The organism is Hyphomicrobium sp. NDB2Meth4 (assembly GCF_900117445.1).
Lineage (GTDB): Bacteria > Pseudomonadota > Alphaproteobacteria > Rhizobiales > Hyphomicrobiaceae > Hyphomicrobium_A.
The window spans coordinates 23,236-40,032 of the sequence record NZ_FPEJ01000001.1 but is presented as its reverse complement, the minus strand read 5'-3'; the positions used below and the strand labels follow the sequence as shown (position 1 = coordinate 40,032).

The 16,797-nt window shown below is 61.1% G+C and carries 14 protein-coding genes; 6 read left to right on the top strand and 8 right to left on the bottom strand.

Translation table 11 applies throughout. The annotated features are described in order from the left end of the window. Positions 1–28 precede the first annotated feature (28 nt). From lptB to NDB2M4_RS00160, 3 genes are all read right to left on the bottom strand, one after another. Positions 29–883: an LPS export ABC transporter ATP-binding protein gene (gene lptB / locus NDB2M4_RS00170; RefSeq protein ID WP_083555539.1), complete on the bottom strand. Its 855-nt coding sequence runs from the start codon at positions 881–883 to the stop codon at positions 29–31. A 95-nt stretch (positions 884–978) separates the two neighbouring features. Next, complete coding sequence (lptC, locus tag NDB2M4_RS00165; protein WP_072368995.1) at positions 979–2,922, bottom strand: LPS export ABC transporter periplasmic protein LptC; 1,944 nt, start codon at positions 2,920–2,922, stop codon at positions 979–981. A 115-nt stretch (positions 2,923–3,037) separates the two neighbouring features. Beyond that, positions 3,038–3,658 carry a ribonuclease D gene (locus NDB2M4_RS00160; protein WP_072368994.1) on the bottom strand — a complete coding sequence of 207 codons (621 nt, stop codon included), beginning with the start codon at positions 3,656–3,658 and terminating at the stop codon, positions 3,038–3,040. A 262-nt stretch (positions 3,659–3,920) separates the two neighbouring features. Here NDB2M4_RS00160 and NDB2M4_RS00155 point away from each other — a divergent pair, with 262 nt between their 5' ends. Together NDB2M4_RS00155 and NDB2M4_RS00150 are read left to right on the top strand one after the other, a co-directional pair. Then, entirely contained in the window at positions 3,921–4,355 is a 435-nt protein-coding gene (locus NDB2M4_RS00155; RefSeq protein WP_139247027.1) for a hypothetical protein, read from the top strand. Between the two features lie 134 nt (positions 4,356–4,489). After that, positions 4,490–5,302: a glycosyltransferase family 32 protein gene (locus NDB2M4_RS00150; protein WP_139247026.1), complete on the top strand. Its 813-nt coding sequence runs from the start codon at positions 4,490–4,492 to the stop codon at positions 5,300–5,302. Positions 5,303–5,376: 74 nt separating this feature from the next. Here the strand turns inward: NDB2M4_RS00150 and ilvD are convergent, their stop codons facing one another. Further along, positions 5,377–7,227 carry a dihydroxy-acid dehydratase gene (ilvD, locus tag NDB2M4_RS00145; RefSeq protein ID WP_072368991.1) on the bottom strand — a complete coding sequence of 617 codons (1,851 nt, stop codon included), beginning with the start codon at positions 7,225–7,227 and terminating at the stop codon, positions 5,377–5,379. 97 nt (positions 7,228–7,324) lie between these two features. On the opposite strand from ilvD, the gene NDB2M4_RS00140 reads away from it, so the two are divergent. After that, complete coding sequence (locus tag NDB2M4_RS00140) at positions 7,325–8,263, top strand: LysR family transcriptional regulator (RefSeq protein WP_348533024.1); 939 nt, start codon at positions 7,325–7,327, stop codon at positions 8,261–8,263. A 723-nt stretch (positions 8,264–8,986) separates the two neighbouring features. Here the strand turns inward: NDB2M4_RS00140 and NDB2M4_RS00135 are convergent. The 4 genes from NDB2M4_RS00135 to NDB2M4_RS00120 all read right to left on the bottom strand — a co-directional run bounded on the left by NDB2M4_RS00135 (position 8,987) and on the right by NDB2M4_RS00120 (position 12,589). Continuing rightward, complete coding sequence (locus tag NDB2M4_RS00135) at positions 8,987–10,375, bottom strand: hypothetical protein (protein WP_072368989.1); 1,389 nt, start codon at positions 10,373–10,375, stop codon at positions 8,987–8,989. Between the two features lie 9 nt (positions 10,376–10,384). Then, complete coding sequence (locus tag NDB2M4_RS00130; RefSeq protein ID WP_072368988.1) at positions 10,385–11,053, bottom strand: hypothetical protein; 669 nt, start codon at positions 11,051–11,053, stop codon at positions 10,385–10,387. Between the two features lie 57 nt (positions 11,054–11,110). After that, entirely contained in the window at positions 11,111–11,965 is an 855-nt protein-coding gene (locus tag NDB2M4_RS00125) for a helix-turn-helix domain-containing protein (RefSeq protein WP_072368987.1), read from the bottom strand. A 69-nt stretch (positions 11,966–12,034) separates the two neighbouring features. Continuing rightward, positions 12,035–12,589: a recombinase family protein gene (locus NDB2M4_RS00120; RefSeq protein ID WP_072368986.1), complete on the bottom strand. Its 555-nt coding sequence runs from the start codon at positions 12,587–12,589 to the stop codon at positions 12,035–12,037. Positions 12,590–12,825: 236 nt separating this feature from the next. Between NDB2M4_RS00120 and NDB2M4_RS00115 the strand changes: the two genes are divergently transcribed. From NDB2M4_RS00115 to NDB2M4_RS00105, 3 genes are all read left to right on the top strand, one after another. Next, complete coding sequence (locus tag NDB2M4_RS00115; protein ID WP_139247025.1) at positions 12,826–14,223, top strand: protein kinase domain-containing protein; 1,398 nt, start codon at positions 12,826–12,828, stop codon at positions 14,221–14,223. A 12-nt stretch (positions 14,224–14,235) separates the two neighbouring features. Then, the gene (locus NDB2M4_RS00110) at positions 14,236–15,408 is read left to right on the top strand and encodes an ATP-binding domain-containing protein (protein ID WP_139247024.1); all 1,173 of its coding nucleotides are present in this window, start codon (positions 14,236–14,238) and stop codon (positions 15,406–15,408) included. Between the two features lie 256 nt (positions 15,409–15,664). Next, positions 15,665–16,678, top strand: coding sequence for a hypothetical protein (locus NDB2M4_RS00105; protein ID WP_072368983.1), 1,014 nt, complete (start codon positions 15,665–15,667; stop codon positions 16,676–16,678). Positions 16,679–16,797: the final 119 nt, after the last annotated feature.

Here is a 16,797-nt window from a genome sequence, read left to right as displayed (position 1 = left end):
GTTTCCTCTTGCGCGGAGTTCCGTCTACTCAGCGCTCGTTAACAAACATGTCTCCCAGGTACACACGGCGCACGTCGTCGTTCGCTATGATTTCCTCAGGCTTACCTTGGGTTAGGACCTGTCCGTCATAGATGATGTACGCGCGGTCTATCATACCGAGCGTTTCACGCACGTTATGGTCGGTGATGAGAACGCCGATCCCACGCTCGGTCAAGTGGCGGACGAGTTCCTGGATGTCCCCGACGGCAATCGGGTCGATGCCGGCGAACGGCTCGTCCAGCAGCATGAAGGATGGACCGGATGCCAGTGCGCGGGCGATTTCGCAGCGGCGCCGTTCGCCACCCGAAAGGGCGATCGAGGGAGACTTGCGCAGTCGTGTGATGCGGAATTCTTCGAGAAGGCTGTCGAGTTTTTCTTTGCGCTTCTTCTTTGATGGCTCGACGATCTCGAGCACGGCCATGATGTTCTGCTCGACGGTGAGGCCGCGGAAGATCGATGCCTCCTGGGGAAGGTAGCCGATGCCAAGGCGGGCGCGCCGATACATCGGCAGACGGGTGACGTCCATGCCATCGATGGTGATGTTGCCGGCGTCGGCGGGCACTAGGCCGGTGATCATGTAGAATACGGTGGTCTTGCCTGCGCCGTTGGGACCCAGCAATCCGACGGATTCTCCACGCCGCACGGCGAGGCTGACTCCGCGGACGACCTTGCGCTTCTTATAGCTCTTTTGGATGTGATCGGCCGTCAGCCAGCCCTCGGCGCCGAGCTGCTCGGCGCTGCCCCCCAACGCTGCCTGGCCGGCCTGCCCGTACCCATCCTCTCCCCACTCGCCGTAGGCGTCGGCAGGGGATGGTTTGGAGCCGAAGGAAAGGATTTTAAGCACGTCCGGAGAACCTCACGTGGCCCTCTAGGGCCGCCTGTCCATGGTGCGCCGATCACCGCCCCTGTCAATCGGGCGTATTGGCCGCGATCTGGGTGTCAGTTGGAGGAATCGGTCGACCAGCCCCTGCCGGGGACTTCGGTTCCGGTAGCACCGGCCGAGGGCTTCTTTTCGGCAGGCTTTCGCTCGCGAGGGTAAAATATTGCGCTGGGGCGCGAAGGCGTGGTCTGGCGTCCTTTAGATCCCTGAGGCGACTGACCATTTTGGGTCGCCGTGGCCGACCAGGGGCCATTGTTGGCGCTGTCGATGATGCTCTCGCCGCTAACCATGTCGATAGTGAGCTTGGTGCCACGCACGACGTTCTTGCCCTGGGTGAGGATGACATCGCCGCCGAGTACGACCAGGTTCTTTTTTACATCGTAGTCGGCCCAGTCGCCAGTAGCGTTCTGGCCGTTCTTGGAGGTGACGATGACCTTGCCGCGTGCTTCGATGCGGTTGATCTGCGCGGCCTGCTTCTGTGCGGGCGATGCCTGCTCTTCGGCTAAACCTGCGGAGCCAGCGTAGAACGTGCGCAGCTCGGATGTGCGTACGACAAAGTCTCCCTGGACCACGCGGACGTCGCCCTTGAAGACGGCTTGCTTTGCCCGGTCGTCAACGTCGAGGCGTACGGCGTCGATGTCGATCGGCGCGGTCGGGTCGGTCTTGAAGACGGGTGCTTGCCCCAACAGTCCGCTAGCCGCCTGCTTGACCGCCTGCGTGGCGGCGCTTTTGATCTGATCTGTGCTCTGATCGGTGCGGAAGAAGCGCGAGGAAATGCGTCCCGGCTGAGCCGGGGGTCCACCGGGCGAGGTCAGCTGCGTACGGCCCGTTGCGCGCTCTACAAAGAGACGCTCGCCCTCGAGCTTGTTGCGGCCCTGCTTAACGACGACGTTGCCTGTGAGGAGGATGGTGTCTGCCGTCTGATCGACGACGGCTTTGGCTGCGGTCGCGCTGCGGTCAGTGCCAGATGCCATGTGCACATCGCCGGCGACGACGGCGATTTGTTTGGCGGCGTCGTAGTCGAGGCTGTCGCCGGTGACGCGATCTTGCGGGGCGCGCGTCATGACGACGGGGTCGGTCGAGACGATGCGCTTGATCTTGCTGCCAGCGCCGGGCAGAGCGGCATCGTCCGCATTTCCGCCTTCGTAGAAGACCTGCAGTGCCGCGGTTTCGATGGCGGCTTCTCCCTGCACGGCGCGTACGTTGCCAGTGAAGGTTGCGGTCTTGCCCGTGTCGTCGATGTCGAGGCGGTTGGCCGTGACGTCGATCGGTCCCGTGCCGCCGCCAATGAGCGGTGCGGCTGCGGTTTTCTCAGCCTGCTTGTCGGCTGCCGCCGGGTCAGTCTTCGGTGTCAGATGGGCGTCGACGTTGCCGACAAAGGCGATCTCGCGGGTCTTGTTGAGCAGGCGCATCTCGTTGGAGCGGATGGTGCCGGATGGCATTTCGACAAGCACCGGCTCCTTGGAGAAGATGACGTTGTCCTTGGTAAGGATGGTCGCGCTCGACAGCTTCGCTTTGAGGCCACTCTCGGCGACGATGTCGATGCCGCCGGACAGCAATAGCTCGTTGGTCTTGGTGTTGAAGTCACCTTGCACGGCCTTGAGATTGGTCTTCGATTTTTTGGCGTCGGTTAGGTCGCCGTTGATGCCGTTGAGGCGGACGTGCTCGGTATTGACGAGATCCTGGATGGCCGTGTCGGCAACCACGACATACTTGCCGCCGTCCTTGTTGAACCCTTCGTAGCGCGGGTTATCCATCGTCAGGTTGTCGGGGATGATACGCGGCAGCTCGACGTGGGGGATGCCGTCGACCAAGCCAGCAGTTTCGAGCACCATGACGAGATAGAGGGCGAGCACGGCGCAAGCGCCGCTCGGCAGCAGGAAACGCAGTGCACGGACGAAGCGCGTGTGCCGTCGCGCGCGCACGAAATTGCGTGCACGGTCGGCCGCTGAGGATCCCACCGTCCATGGCTGGCCGGGGGCGAGGTTGGTCGTCGTTGCCATGCGCCCGTTCAAAGCTGGCGGCTTCAGCCGCTGCCGGTAAATGTCCGTGAATTGGGGTTATATTGGGACTAGCGCCAATGGCCTAGCCCGTGGCGCGGGCGCCCGCTGGGAGAGCTCAGTGGGCGAATATATCGATCTCGCCGAATCCGGCCAGATCCAGCTTGGCACGTGTGCTGAGGAAGCCGAAAGCGGCCTGGGCGAACTGGGTGCGGCCGTCGCGCTCCAACATGGCGTCGAGTTTTGCTTTCACCGTGTGGAGGTGGAGCACGTCTGACGCTGCATAGGCCAGCTGCTGCTGGGAGAGTTCGCTCGCGGCCCAGTCGGAGCTTTGCTGCTGCTTCGACAACTCGACGCCGGCCAGCTCGGAGACGAGGTCCTTGAGCCCGTGGCGGTCAGTATAGGTGCGCACGAGCTTGGAGGCGATCTTGGTGCAGTAGATCGGCGCGGTGACGATGCCGAGGTACTTTTCGAGGACGGCAATATCGAAGCGGGCGTAGTGGAAGATCTTCAGGACGGCCGGGTCGGTGAGCAGCGCTTTGAGATTTGGGGCGGAATAGTCTTTGCCGTCGAGCTGGACGAGGTGGGCGGTGCCGTCGCCCGCGGACAGCTGAACGACGCACAGGCGGTCACGATTGGGATTGAGGCCAAGGGTTTCGGTGTCGACGGCGACGCTGGGGCCGAACGACAGCCCGGCTGGCAGGTCGTTCTTGTGAAGGGTGATCGCGGTCTTAGTCATCGAATGTCTGCCCTGGGCGGAGTGGTGGCTGCCAAGGGGCAGCCGTCCAATTTCTGCGTAAAAGCTTTCGGTCCGGTTGACCTATCGATTTCTCGCCCGAAGGCAAGTGCTGCGGGTGGCAGATGCATCTTTGCGTCAGCCAGGCACCTATCAGCAAGTTTGCTCTGCTCCTTAAGCGCGCCAATACCTACTGGTCAGGATTCCGGGGACTTCTGGGGGCCGCACTGCGACACTGGGGCGAGCAAACAAGGAGCCTCCAGACGTGGTCAGCTTTAGAAGCATCAGCATCGCCGCCGTCGCCTCCCTGGCGTGTTTGGGTCAGCCGGCCGTGGCGCAGTCGCAGGACTTCGATGCCTTGTTCCTTGGCGGCTATTGGTGCAACACGCGCACTGACGTCAAGACCGAGAACATTCCGCGCAACCGCAGCTTCCTGCTCAGCCGAAAGGTCGAGGAGGGAAGCACTTCCGAGGCGGCATTTACCGAGCGCCTGATCGACATCACCGGCGACGTGCGCGGGCAGCGGATCATTCTGGCGCAGAAGCTGAAAAACTCCGACGGCACAGAGTGCAAGTCGAACTGCACAATCGCCGAGCGGGTGGTGAACCGAGATCTGCTCGAAATCGGCGACTGGAATTCCAACACGGCGGTGTTCAAATCGAACTCCCCGCGCGAGTATCTGCATCGGTGCGAGAAATAATGACGGTGGTTCGCTCTCCTCGACCTTGCAGACACGATTGAAAATCAGTCTCTTGACGAGATAGCGTCGTTTCGAGTCTATAAGGCAATCTGCGCATAAGCGTGCGCGACACTTCGGGCAGTCGGGGGACTCTCGTGGCTGGTCGGATTTTCTCTTACTGGTCGGGACCGGTGACGTGGATGGAGCGGCTAAGCTGCGCATCTGCGGTTGCCGCTGGCCATGACGTCACGGTTTTTTCCTATAGTCCAAACGAGCTGCGTGCGGCTGGGCTGGGTGTCCGCGTAGAGGACGCGCGAGAGGTGCTCGATGCACCGGAACTCAGCTGCATCAACCAGCGCGTGCCCGATCACTTCTCGGACTGGTTTCGGGTCGAGGGTTTGGCGCAGGGTCGCGGTACGTGGTTCGACCTCGACATGATCGTGCTTAAGCCGCTGGGGTCTGAGCGATACCTCATGTCCTGGGAGGTTTCAGGAGAGAGCATTTGCGGCGCTGTTCTGGGATTGCAGCCCGGGTGTCCGGTACTGACCGATTATTTGGCATTCTGCCGCAAGCGACCCGTAACGTACGCTCCGCCTTGGTATCCCCTGCCGACGCGGCTTGGCATGCACTGGAAGCGCTTCGAGAAGTGGGTGCAGGGCAAGCCGCCGCCGCGGCTACTATACGGCCCTGCGGCGCTGACGCATTTCGTGCGTGCGAACGGCCATGTTGGCGATGTGCAGTCGAAAGATGTGTTCTTTCCGTTCGCGCCTGTGCGGCGTGACGACATTCGCATCTTTCACGATGGTCAGGCGGTTACGCAGTACTTCACGCCGCAAACGCGTGCCGTGCACCTCTGGCACAGCCTCTACAAACGCGTTGTCGGAATGGACACCCCACCACATGACAGTTGGCTGGGCGGTCTCGTAAGGGAATACGGCGTCACGCAACCGACCAGCCTGGCTGGCTGACGATCCCTTCCCTCTCTCTCCGGTAAGCGCGTGAGCAGTCCGGTCCACCTCGCGATGGACCGGAGCATTTGCATTCACTTCGAGATCTGATTGACGTCGCGGACGGCGCCGCGCGCGGCGTTGGTGGTGAGAGCAGCGTACGCGCGGAGTGCGGGCGAGACGTTGCGTTTGCGGCCGACCGGTTTCCAGGCGTCGGCGCCCTTTGCGATCATCGCCTCGCGCCGCTTCGCCAAGATGGCGTCATCGACCTCGAGGCTGATGATGCGGTTGGGGATGTCGATAAGGATCGGATCATCGTTCTCGACGAGGCCGATGAGGCCGCCCTCAGCAGCCTCGGGCGACACGTGGCCGATGGAAAGTCCGGACGTTCCGCCCGAGAAGCGACCATCGGTGATGAGCGCGCAGGCTTTGCCGAGCCCCTTCGATTTCAGGTAGCTGGTGGGATAGAGCATCTCCTGCATGCCGGGGCCGCCCTTAGGGCCTTCGTAGCGGATGATGACGACATCGCCGGCTTCCACCTTGCTGCTGAGGATGGCAGTGACGGCGGCTTCCTGGCTCTCGTAGACGCGGGCGCGGCCCTTGAAGACCAGGATCGACTCATCGACGCCGGCGGTTTTCACGATGCAGCCCTCGGGCGCGAGATTGCCGAACAGCACGGCAAGACCGCCGTCCTTGGAGAACGGATGCTCGGCCGAGCGGATGACGCCGTTCTTGCGGTCGGTGTCGAGCTCTTTCCAGCGCGCGGACTGACTGAAGGCTACTTGCGTCGGGACGCCGCCCGGCGCGGCGCTGAAGAGCGTGCGCGCGGCTTCGTTGTTGGTGCGGCCGATGTCCCAGCGAGAGAGCGCATCGCCGAGCGTGGGCTCATGCACGGTGGGCAGGCTGGCATCGATCAGGCCGGCGCGCTCCAGCTCGCCGAGGATCGACATGATACCCCCGGCGCGGTGCACGTTCTCCATGTGCACGTCGCTTTTCGAAGGCGCGACTTTGCAGAGACACGGCACGCGGCGCGAGAGGCGATCGATGTCGGCCATGGTGAAGTTCACCTCGGCTTCCTGCGCGGCGGCAAGGAGATGCAGCACCGTGTTGGTCGATCCGCCCATGGCGATATCGAGGCTCATCGCGTTCTCGAATGCGCCGAAGGTGGCGATGCCGCGCGGCGTGGCGGTGACGTCGTCATTCTCGTAACAGCGCTTGGCTAGGGCGACGATCCGGCGTCCGGCCTCGCGAAAGAGCTTTTCACGGTCGGAATGCGTGGCGAGGACGGAGCCGTTGCCAGGCAGCGCCAGGCCGAGCGCTTCGGTGAGGCAGTTCATCGAGTTGGCGGTGAACATGCCCGAGCACGAGCCGCACGTCGGACAAGCAGAGCGCTCGACGGCATCGACTTCCTGGTCGGTGTAGTGCTCGTCCGCGGCCATCACCATGGCATCGACGAGATCGAGCGCGCGCTCCTTGCCTTTCACGGACACCTTGCCGGCTTCCATTGGTCCGCCGGAGACGAAGATGGTCGGGATGTTGAGGCGCAGCGACGCCATCAGCATGCCGGGCGTGATCTTGTCGCAATTGGAGATGCAGACCAGCGCGTCGGCGCAATGGGCGTTGACCATGTACTCGACGCTGTCGGCGATCAGCTCGCGGCTCGGCAGCGAATAGAGCATGCCGTCGTGGCCCATGGCGATGCCGTCATCGACGGCGATGGTGTTGAACTCCTTGGCGACGCCGCCAGCCGCCGCGATCTCGCCGGCGACGAGCTGGCCGAGGTCTTTCAGGTGCACGTGCCCGGGCACGAACTGGGTGAAGCTGTTGGCGATGGCGATGATCGGCTTGCCGAAGTCTTCGCCTTTCATTCCGGTGGCGCGCCAGAGGGCCCTGGCGCCGGCCATGTTGCGCCCATGAGTACTTGTTCTGGAACGATAAACTGGCATTTCAGGCTCCCGACGGCTTTTGGCAAGCCACGTTAGCGCCCTCTACAGCTATTGAGAAATATATTATTCAGCGCTGATAAGGTCGCAGAGGATATGAGTGTTGGACGTCCGGCAGCTCAGACACTTCGTGGCGGTGGCCGAAACCCTGCATTTCGGCAGGGCGGCGGAACGCCTGCATATGACGCAGCCTCCGCTCAGCCAGTCGATCATCGCGCTGGAGCGCGAGCTGGGTAAGCCTCTCTTCGCACGCACGAAGCGGAGTGTCACGCTGACGCCGTTCGGCGCGTTGTGGCTCGGCTACGTGCAGAAGGCGCTGGGCGGTATTGACGCGCTGCCGGAAATTGCGCGCCGGCTCGGCGCGGGAGAAGTGGGGCGGCTGGAGGTCTCGTTCGTCAGCACGGCCGACTACAGCATCTTGCCGGTGCTGGTGCGCCGCTACGCGTCGCTCTATCCGGAGGTGGAAATTGCTCTGACGGAAGCGACCAGTGACATTCAAATCGCCTCGCTGCTCGATGGGAACGGCCATGTCGGCATCATCATTCAGCCGCCCGGCGCGGCACTGCCCGAATCGCTCGCACACAGCAAGCTCGTCACCGAGCCACTGGTCGCGGCGGTGCCGGAGGTCTGGCTCGATGAAGGCCGCATCGCACTTCGAAAGGGGACGCTGGCGCCCGCGGCGGTGATTGATGGGCCGCTCATTCTGTTTCCGCGACGCGTCGCGCCTGCTTTCCACGATCTCGTCGTGGACTATTGCATCTCGCGCGGTGGAAGCGGCCGCATCGCGCAAGAAGCCATTCAGATGCAGACGATCATCAGCCTGGTGTCAGCGGGCATGGGCATCGCCCTGGTGCCGGCGTCGTTGCGCAATCTGGCACGGACGGGCGTTCGCTACGTCGACCTCGAAGGGGATGCGCCGCAGCTCGATACGGTGATGGTCTGGCGGCGCAAGGATGCGACGCCCGTGCTCGAGCGCTTTCTCGAAGTGGCGCGCACGGCGGTGCAGCCGCTGGGAGCGCCAGCGCGTCGGGAACAGTAGATCGTCAGATGAAAGTACCGCCATATCGAGGCGGACCGCTGCCCGGGGTTACCCGGCCGGGAAATGCGCAGGTTTGCGGTCAGTTTGGATGGTGCCCAGAAGAGGACTACCAGGACGGTCCTCTATGGCATTGAAACACAATGACAAAATCGGACAGTAGCGGCGGGTTGTGTAGCAGTCCTGTGGGGCAGTTTCAAGGACAGCGCGAAGCTGAGAATCAATGCCGTCGCGTGGCGCTCGATACCAATGGCGGGAGGTGAGCTTCGATGGGCCGCCGTGGGCCTCGTAGGGGGTAATGCACGGTGGCTTAAGGCGGCGAGTCCTTACTCCCCCCGCTTGGGTGAGGTGGCCCTGTATGACTCAATTTGGCGGCTTGAGGTCGGGTGCGACGGGCTGACTCAGTTGGGACCCCCGTGGACGAGGTTGCCGATCAGCGAACCGAGCGCCCCGATCAGCACGACCCAACGCCGTGCACCTCAATACGGGACCGATAGGGAGGGGTAGTAAGCGCTGTGCTTACCGGTCCTGTTAGTGGAGGGAAAGGGTGGAGGTACGTTTACTGCTAGAGCCAAGTTAGGTGCTCTCCCGACGACGACTCCCTCTAAAGAGACTTCACTAGCTAGGCTGCACCTAAAGGTGCCTGAGGAGCCCTCCTATAGGTATCGTAGGCGGCTCCTCAGGTGGGCTTAAGGCGTCTCGATAGTCTACCTTGGTGAGGAGGGACTACGTCTTGTCGGCCACGGGGAACTCAGCACCGGTCAGCTCATGGGCGCATGTCGCCATGACGTGGATAGCAAGCTCGCAGGCAGAGACCGGCACGATCAGGCCGTCGTGAAGACAAAGTGCAGGGACGTTCTGAGCCGCCAGCTCTGTCAGGACGCTCATCATGATCTCGCTCTCCCTGAACATCAGCCGGTAGCCGAGGCGGCGATCCCACGCCTTTTCCAGCATCGGGTGGACACCAAGTATCGCCTCCTTGGCCAATGCCACGGTAACTTCCGGCGGCAGTCGGGCTTCGTATCTGGCCGCCTCGCAGTCGCCGTCCGTCTCGGCGTCTAGATCGTTCCCAACGCCAATGCCCAACTCGCTTGGCCACTTCCTTCGCGGGCCTCCATCGAAGAGAAAGCAGTTCATCGCGAGCTTGACCCCGCTCCGGTAGTTCTCGAAGCCGGGAATGGCATAGAGGTCGCCAGCAGGAGCGGGCACCCCTAGCTCGGCGTAGGCAAGACGAGTGAACATCGAGCTGTAGTCCAGGATGGCGGTGGGCTCGCCACCAATCCTGATGTGCCGCCTCCTCTCAGACTTCATGTTCTGCCAGAAGCCGCCGAACAGTCTCCCGACCTGGTCGAAGCGTTCTTTCTGATTGGAGAAGATCGTGAAGCGCCGTCGCATCGTCCGGTCAAAGGAGTCGATACGCGGTTCCAGGCCGTCATCCAGAAATTCGATTTGCGCGGTCTTCAAGAAAGCGTTGAGCCTCCTCAAGTCATCACGATATTTCCGGGTCTCTGGAGTGTCGGCATAGTCAATCGGATCCCGATAGGCGGTGCGGTTCGAGCCACGAGCGTGGCGGCTGAGGATGATGACCTCCTCATCCTCTCGCCGGTCGAAGTCAGCGAGGCTGACCCCGGCCTCCAGCACCTTTCCGGCAAACCAGTCGGACACTCCAATCGACGAGACCTCCCCGCGCACGACGCTGGGGCGCCGTACATCGAGGAAGTCCAGGTCCCATAGCAGCGAGAGCGTCGGGGACAAGAGCTTGCCCACGGCGGGACTGTCGTACCGGGAACGCCCCTTGCCTCCGTGTCCCAAGGGAACCGCGATGCGCCCCTCAGGAGGGGGCAGCAAGACGGCGTGGGCAAGATTGCAGACGATGGCCTCGATGCGTTGCACGTGGTGCTGGTGGTCTTGCGGCCGCCTTGCTCGCTTACGTGCGCCTGTGTGGCGCTCATGGTGATCGACGAAGTTGACCGTGGCATCGACCAACTTCTTCAGTGGTCCAGACTTTGCAATCAGCCACTGATCGAACCATTGGTAGCGCTGGGGCTCTTGCTTCTTCCGCCGACGGGGAGTGTCTGTGATGCTGATGGTGGAAACAGTATCAACGATGCTCATTCGTATCCCTTAGGAGAGCTTCGATAGTGCGTCGTGAAGATCGCGGCGTTCTGCGAGCTGCTTTTCGTGATCGGCTTGTTCCAGACGAGCTAGGTGCATACCGCCTACCCCAAGCGTCTCGGCCAACCAGCGTCCGAACACGATCCCGGCCCGAGGGGACAGCTCCCGATAGCAGCGCCTCACCTTTCCGGTCGCGTGGACATATCGCTCCCCGTAGTTGAGGTCTGTGAGACCTCGAACGCGGCGTCCAAGCTGGACCCAAAAGGCACGGTCGGAGCGGAAGCAATGTGGATGCAGTTCGCGCAGCACCACCATCGCCATCGTCATTTCGACGACAGCGCGGGCCTCCACGCTCCTGCCTAGCTTGATGATCTCCTGGGCAGCGAGCCTTTCGGTGCGCGATCCGGGGCGCCCGCGTTCGTATTCAGCGATGATGTGCTCGGCGTGGTCCACCAAGGCCCGCCAACGTGCCTCCAGGGTTGTCCACGCGGGGCTGTGCGGGTTCTTGGCGATCCGCGCCTTGACGAGCGCCAGGTAGGGTTTCACGTGCGTCTTAGTAACGGCCTTCTGGTCGGCTTCGCCGTGGCGGCGGAAGTTGGCGCGGTGTGCCGAGCAGTAGGGAGAGAAGCCGGAGGCCGCAGGGGCGCTGCAGCCGGAGACTTGGCAAGTCCGGTTCATTGAACCTCAAAAAATTGCAGCCGTAGGGGGAAAGGCAGGGACGGAAAGAAGCGCAGCTCAGTCGTCGGCGGCTGCATCGTCGGCCAAGTGCCCAAGGTAGGCTTCGACCGGCACCTCTATCGCGGCAACCTTGCTGAGGTTGACGATCTCGTAGTGCCCTGCATCAGCGCAGACCATCATGAAGCCGTTCTCCTCAAACGCTTCGAGGCCATCTTCCATAATGGTGATGTTCGTCGTCACGTCCTCAGAAAGGTAGTGAGGAGACACTCGCCCGTCGCCAAAGACGACCTCAAGACTGTTGAACTTGGCACTGGCCGCGAGGAGGTCGGGTTTGCCCTTCTTGTCGAACAGCTCGTGCCGCCTGAGGATCATCTGGTATTCCTCACGGAGGAGGGGACCGACATCGCCAGGCTGATGGCTGCTCAGGGCCTTGTACGCCTCCGGCGATGCAAAAAACGGCATCGAGTCCTCATCGTCTGTCACGAGGACCGCGCTGTTAATGAAAGACGGGTTGAGGAACACAAGGCGGTTATCGAGGGCACTGAACTGTATCCATCTGTTTGGCCGGTCCAGGCTGTTGCCGGGGTGGAGCCTGTTGAACAGCCTATCGAACACTTCGACATCGATTGGATATTCGCGGGTGCCGAAAGGAAAGCTGACTGCGAAGGCCCCCCAAGGCATTTCGGGTCGGGCACGGGCGAAGCCGTCTCCACGCCGTTTCTCGGCCTCCACCCCTAGGAGTTCGTCGATGCTGCACCCAAAGAGGACCGCGAGGTCCTTGAGGTGGCCAGCGGGGATCTCTGTGTGGCCGCTCTCCCATCGCTGGATGGTCTGCTGGGTCGTATTGAGCTGCTCCGCAACCTGCTTCTGGGTGAGACGCAACTGGGTCCGGAGGTCCTTTAGCTTGTTCATGTGCACCTATTTTACGTGTTTCTATACACGCTAGATAGGTGCGCATGGAAGACACGTCAAGTGTGTGTATCACACACTTTTTATGTCATGGAGCAGCCGGTAGACGGATGCTCGCCCAATGCCGAGCCGCCGAGCGATATCTGTCGCTCCCAAGCCCTCGCCCGCCAGTCGCCGCACCTCATCCGCATCAATGGAGGGCTTGCGGCCCTCGTAGACGCCCCTGGCCTTGGCCTTGGCTATCCCTTCCATCTGCCGCTCCCGGCGTAGGTTGGTCTCGAACTCGGCGAAGACGCCGAGCATGTCCAGGAAGCACTTGCCCGCTGCGGTGCTCGTGTCGATTGGCTGGTCAGTCGCTCTCAGCGCCGCGCCCTTCGCCTTGATTGACTTGACGATTTCCTGCAGGTCGCCCACCGAGCGGGCCAGCCGGTCCACCTTGGTGACCATCAATACATCGCCGGACCGGAGAAACTGGAGCAGGGTCTCAAGCTCGGCCCTTCCCTCGCGGGTGGTGCCGCTCGTCTTCTCCTCGCGGACGATGCTGCAACCTGCCCCGGCCAGCTTTTCGACCTGGGTGTCCAGGTCCTGGTCGGTCGTGCTTACTCTCGCATAGCCGTAGATCGCCATCGGTCTATCCCCTCAAATTGTCTCGTTTGGGTCTAGACCATAATCGATACTGTCTCATTTGTCCACAAGTTAACCCAAATAAGACAGTCTTGGTGTCTCACCGCACTGTCTCGGCGGGGTATACCCAAGCGACGCATACCTCGGCGGGGGCGTTGCACCTGCTGATTGGGTTCGATGGGGAGTTTTGACAATCGCGCCTAAACTTCCGGCTGCGCTGCGCGGTGAATCTCCTAAGATTGCGCGACGACATTTCTGCAACCACGCGGCGTGAGGGAAAGTTGAACAAGGCCGAGGCGAAGAGGCTAGCGCGAACACTGCGCGGCCAGATGGTGGGGGGCTGGACTATCGGCGAGCTTCTCAACAGCGGCGGCTCCGCAGTCGTGTTTTCCGCATCAAAAGGTGGTCTCGACGCTGCTCTGAAGATTATTGATCCGGCTCTGGAAGAGCGGTTTGGCGCGGATGAGCAAGAGGAACGTATTTCGCGTGAGGTGACTTTGATCGGCCGAACGCATCCGAACATTGTGCGCATCTACGATGGGGGCCGCTGCCCGACGACTGGCTATCTCTTTATTGCGATGGAAAAGCTCGAACTGCCCGACTTGGGGGATGCGCTCAGCGCAATCCCTCGGGCGGCAATACCCTCCTTAATCTCACAGCTCGCTGGTGCGGCCCGATATTTGGAGGCAAAGGACATTGTCCACCGGGATATCAAGTCCGAAAACATTAAAATCACCGCGGCGGATGATCGGATAGTGTTGCTGGATATGGGCATCATGCGCCCGACCAGCCCAGGAACACCGTCGGCTGGAACCGGGGGGCAGTTTATCGGGACAGTCCGATACAGTCCGCCAGAGTTTGTCTGGCGCCAAGAAGACGACACGCCAGAGGGATGGCGAGCAATCACCTTCTACCAGCTGGGCGCAGTGTTGCATGACATGATCATGCGCAAAGGCATGTTTTCCCACATCAAGGGACCTCAGGCTGCGATTTACGACGCCGTAAAATCGGAGGTCCCAGTGGTCGAAGCCGACGACGTTCCCCTATGGCTCATAAAGCTCGCGCGAGCTTGCCTTCAGAAGGATCCTCGCCTGAGACTCGAGCTTGTCAGCTGGGATAGCTTTGATCTACCGCGGCTTGCAGGTGTCGAAGAAGCTCGCACAAGGGTTCGAGCCGTTTGGGAAGCCACGTCATCACCACCTCCCCCAGCGGGCGATCAATCTGCAAAGGCGATCTCGCCGACTGCTGTCGGAAGTTCTCTGCGCGGACAGTTGCGCAAGGTGCAGCTTGCGGCTGGCGATCTTCCGAACATCGAATTAGATTATCGCGTCATTGGTTCGGCAACAGCGTGTGTAGTTGCTGATTTGCATCCGTCGCCGCGGCATCAGCTTTTAGGCGCGGTGCGCGTATTGATTCGTGCAGAATTGCGCGACGGGGGTTTGATAATTTTGTCTTGGGCAGCTGCCTGGGGAAAGCCTGATCCAAAATCTTTCAATGGAACGTTCGAGGTTCTGGGGAGCATGCAGTCTCTCGAGGAGCCCGTCGAAACGACACTTCTCGACGCGATTTATCTGACTATCGACGCCGCGATGTCTGAGCCTCCCGGCGATGAGGGTTCACAACTACGTACGTCATGACGAGGCGTTGCCGTGCCCGATCAAACTTGGTGGTGTAGCGAGTCAGAGCTGGATGATGACCAAAAGGCGGTGATGGAACTCCCGCCCGACGGAAGCTTTCTGGTCCGCGGGCCGCCGGGTTCAGGGAAGACGAACCTTCTGCTTATGAGAGCCTCGTATCTTGCGATGTCTCATAAGAACCTGATTGTGGTTGTCTTCAACAGGACTCTGGCCGAGTTTCTCAAGGCGGGAGCTGCGAAGTATAAGTTCCCCCCAGACAACGTCTACACCTACGTGCAGCTAGTGCGTCAGCTTGCACAAGAGGCCGGTTACCCCTTCGAGAAAGTTACGTCGTTCGATGAGGCGCGGGAGCAATCAATCGCGATCCTGACGTCCCTCGTAGAGGATCGGGACGAGCCGATGTTTGATGCGCTGCTCATTGATGAGGCGCAGGACTACAGACTGGAGGAGCTTCGTGCGCTTAGGAAGCTCTCGTCGGACATTTTTCTCGCAGCCGACGCTCGCCAAAGGATCTATAAGCAAGACGATGCCGACGGCAGCGGGCTCGCCAAGCTGGTAGACGAGGAGCTGGACCTTAGATTCCACTATCGAAATGCTCTCGGCATCTGCGAGCTTGCTGACCGGATTGGTGACACCTTCGCCACCCAACACAAGTATGTCAGGATCACCCCGGGCTGCCGCTATCCTCTGGACGGGCCACAGGAAGAGATACGCATTGTCCAAGCAAATTTGGACGAGCAAACGGCACTGATCATCGAGCGTGTGAAGGTGCAGTTGCGAGCTTTTCCCGATGAGCTTATCGGCGTCTTTGCCCCCTATCGGGCAGACGTCGAGTACATTGCTTCAGCCTTGTCTCAGGCGGGATACGGAGAATTACTTGCCGCGCAGGGCTCGGAGGACGGTTTCATTCATATTGACCCGACGCGGCCCATCTTCGTCTCTAGCGTTCACGCTGCGAAGGGACTGGAATTTCGCGCGGTTCACTTCGCGGCGGCGGAAACTGTTAAGAAGGCTCGTGCCGAACAGAAGCGAGTAGCGTTCACGGCTGTGACCAGAGCCAAAACTTCGCTCACGGTGTACCACGATGGTCCACTGCCGGGGTGGTTTGACAAGGCCGTAGATCCTAATCGAACAGCATCGGGGCATCGGCACAGTTGGAAGGACGTGTTTAGCGATGGCGAGTAGCTTTGAGATTGCTCGTCTGAGACGCGAGGAGCTTGGAGAAGCCCTTCAAGGGTCCGTAAAGCGCACCCCGCTGTCGGAAGAAGAACTAGCCACGCGCACTGCACCTCAGCGTTCTGGTGAATTGGTAGCGGTGTGGAGGAAGCAGTCCGGTCAGTTGCCGGTTCTTCTATCGGGACGGCCGGATGACCTTTCGGATGCCTGTGCTTGGGCTGGGGCCTATCTTAGCGGCCTCGGCCCGCTAAGTAGCATAATGCGATTGCTTTCTACGGATGCGCTTGCTGCCAGTTTAGCTCCCACGGTTGAACAACCCAGCCGTTCGCAACTTGCCACACAGTTCGTCGGCGTCATTTTCGGCGAACTCTTCGCGCGACTGCAGCCTTCAATACGCGCGTCCCGTCCCACCTTAGCTGGAGCAACGAGTACGCTCGCGTATGCGATCGCCCGAGCGTGTCTCGGGCTCGTTCCCTTCGGCGTAGAGGAGACCATTAGTCGATGGCACTTCGCCAGGTCGGTCGTTGGCTCGGCACAGTCGCCGCGGATCGACGATAGTGTGATTGCGGTTTGCAGAGAAATTGTGGGTTCCGCGCTCTGGCGCTCGCCGAAGGGAAGCTCGCAACTGTCTTTCCTGACCGGGGACAAGTCCCCCGCTGCTCCACCAATTGAGACGTTGCTGGCGAGTGAAGGGCAACCGGAGTTTGCCAAAATCGACACGCTGCCTGCTGAAGAGCGGGTCCGGGTCGCTGATAGGGTCCTCGCGTCGATTTTGGCTTCGGGCGTTCCTCCTCCGGTTCAGGCACAAGCCGCCGCTATCGTGGTACGTCGAGCCGTACACGGCTACTTCGCGCAAAGGCGACTGATAGAGCCATTTTTAAATCGGTTACCCGAAGCGTCCGTATGGCTTGGCGCTGCTCAGAAGGACACCGCGCCCCCGGAGCTGTTCGGAACAGAGGACGGTCTGGGATGGCGCATTCTTGGGCGGACGGAAGAGAACGTGGATATTTTCAGCCGCCCCCAGTGCGATGTCTCGGTCGATGAGTTGCGCACCTACGTCAATAGGAGCCGGGCCGATCTTCCCGGTTCCACCACACGATCCATCGTAGAGGTCGCCCCCGGGGTGAATCTCGCTATCTTAAAGGCGGCAACCGAGATTCCATCTAAGCGCTCAAGCAAGCGCGTGGACCCGAGAAAAGATGCTTTAGATGCCGCCGCGGACAGTTTGAAACAGGCAATGGCCGCTCTCGCGGAGTTACGAAAGCGAGAAAGGCGCTAAGTCGTGCCTCGCCGCAGTTATGCTCGCTGCTCAGTGGAATGGCATCAGTAGCAGACATGGATCGATCTAGACCGCGGCTGACGCGTCAGGATGCTCACATCGATGCAGTGAGCATGGCT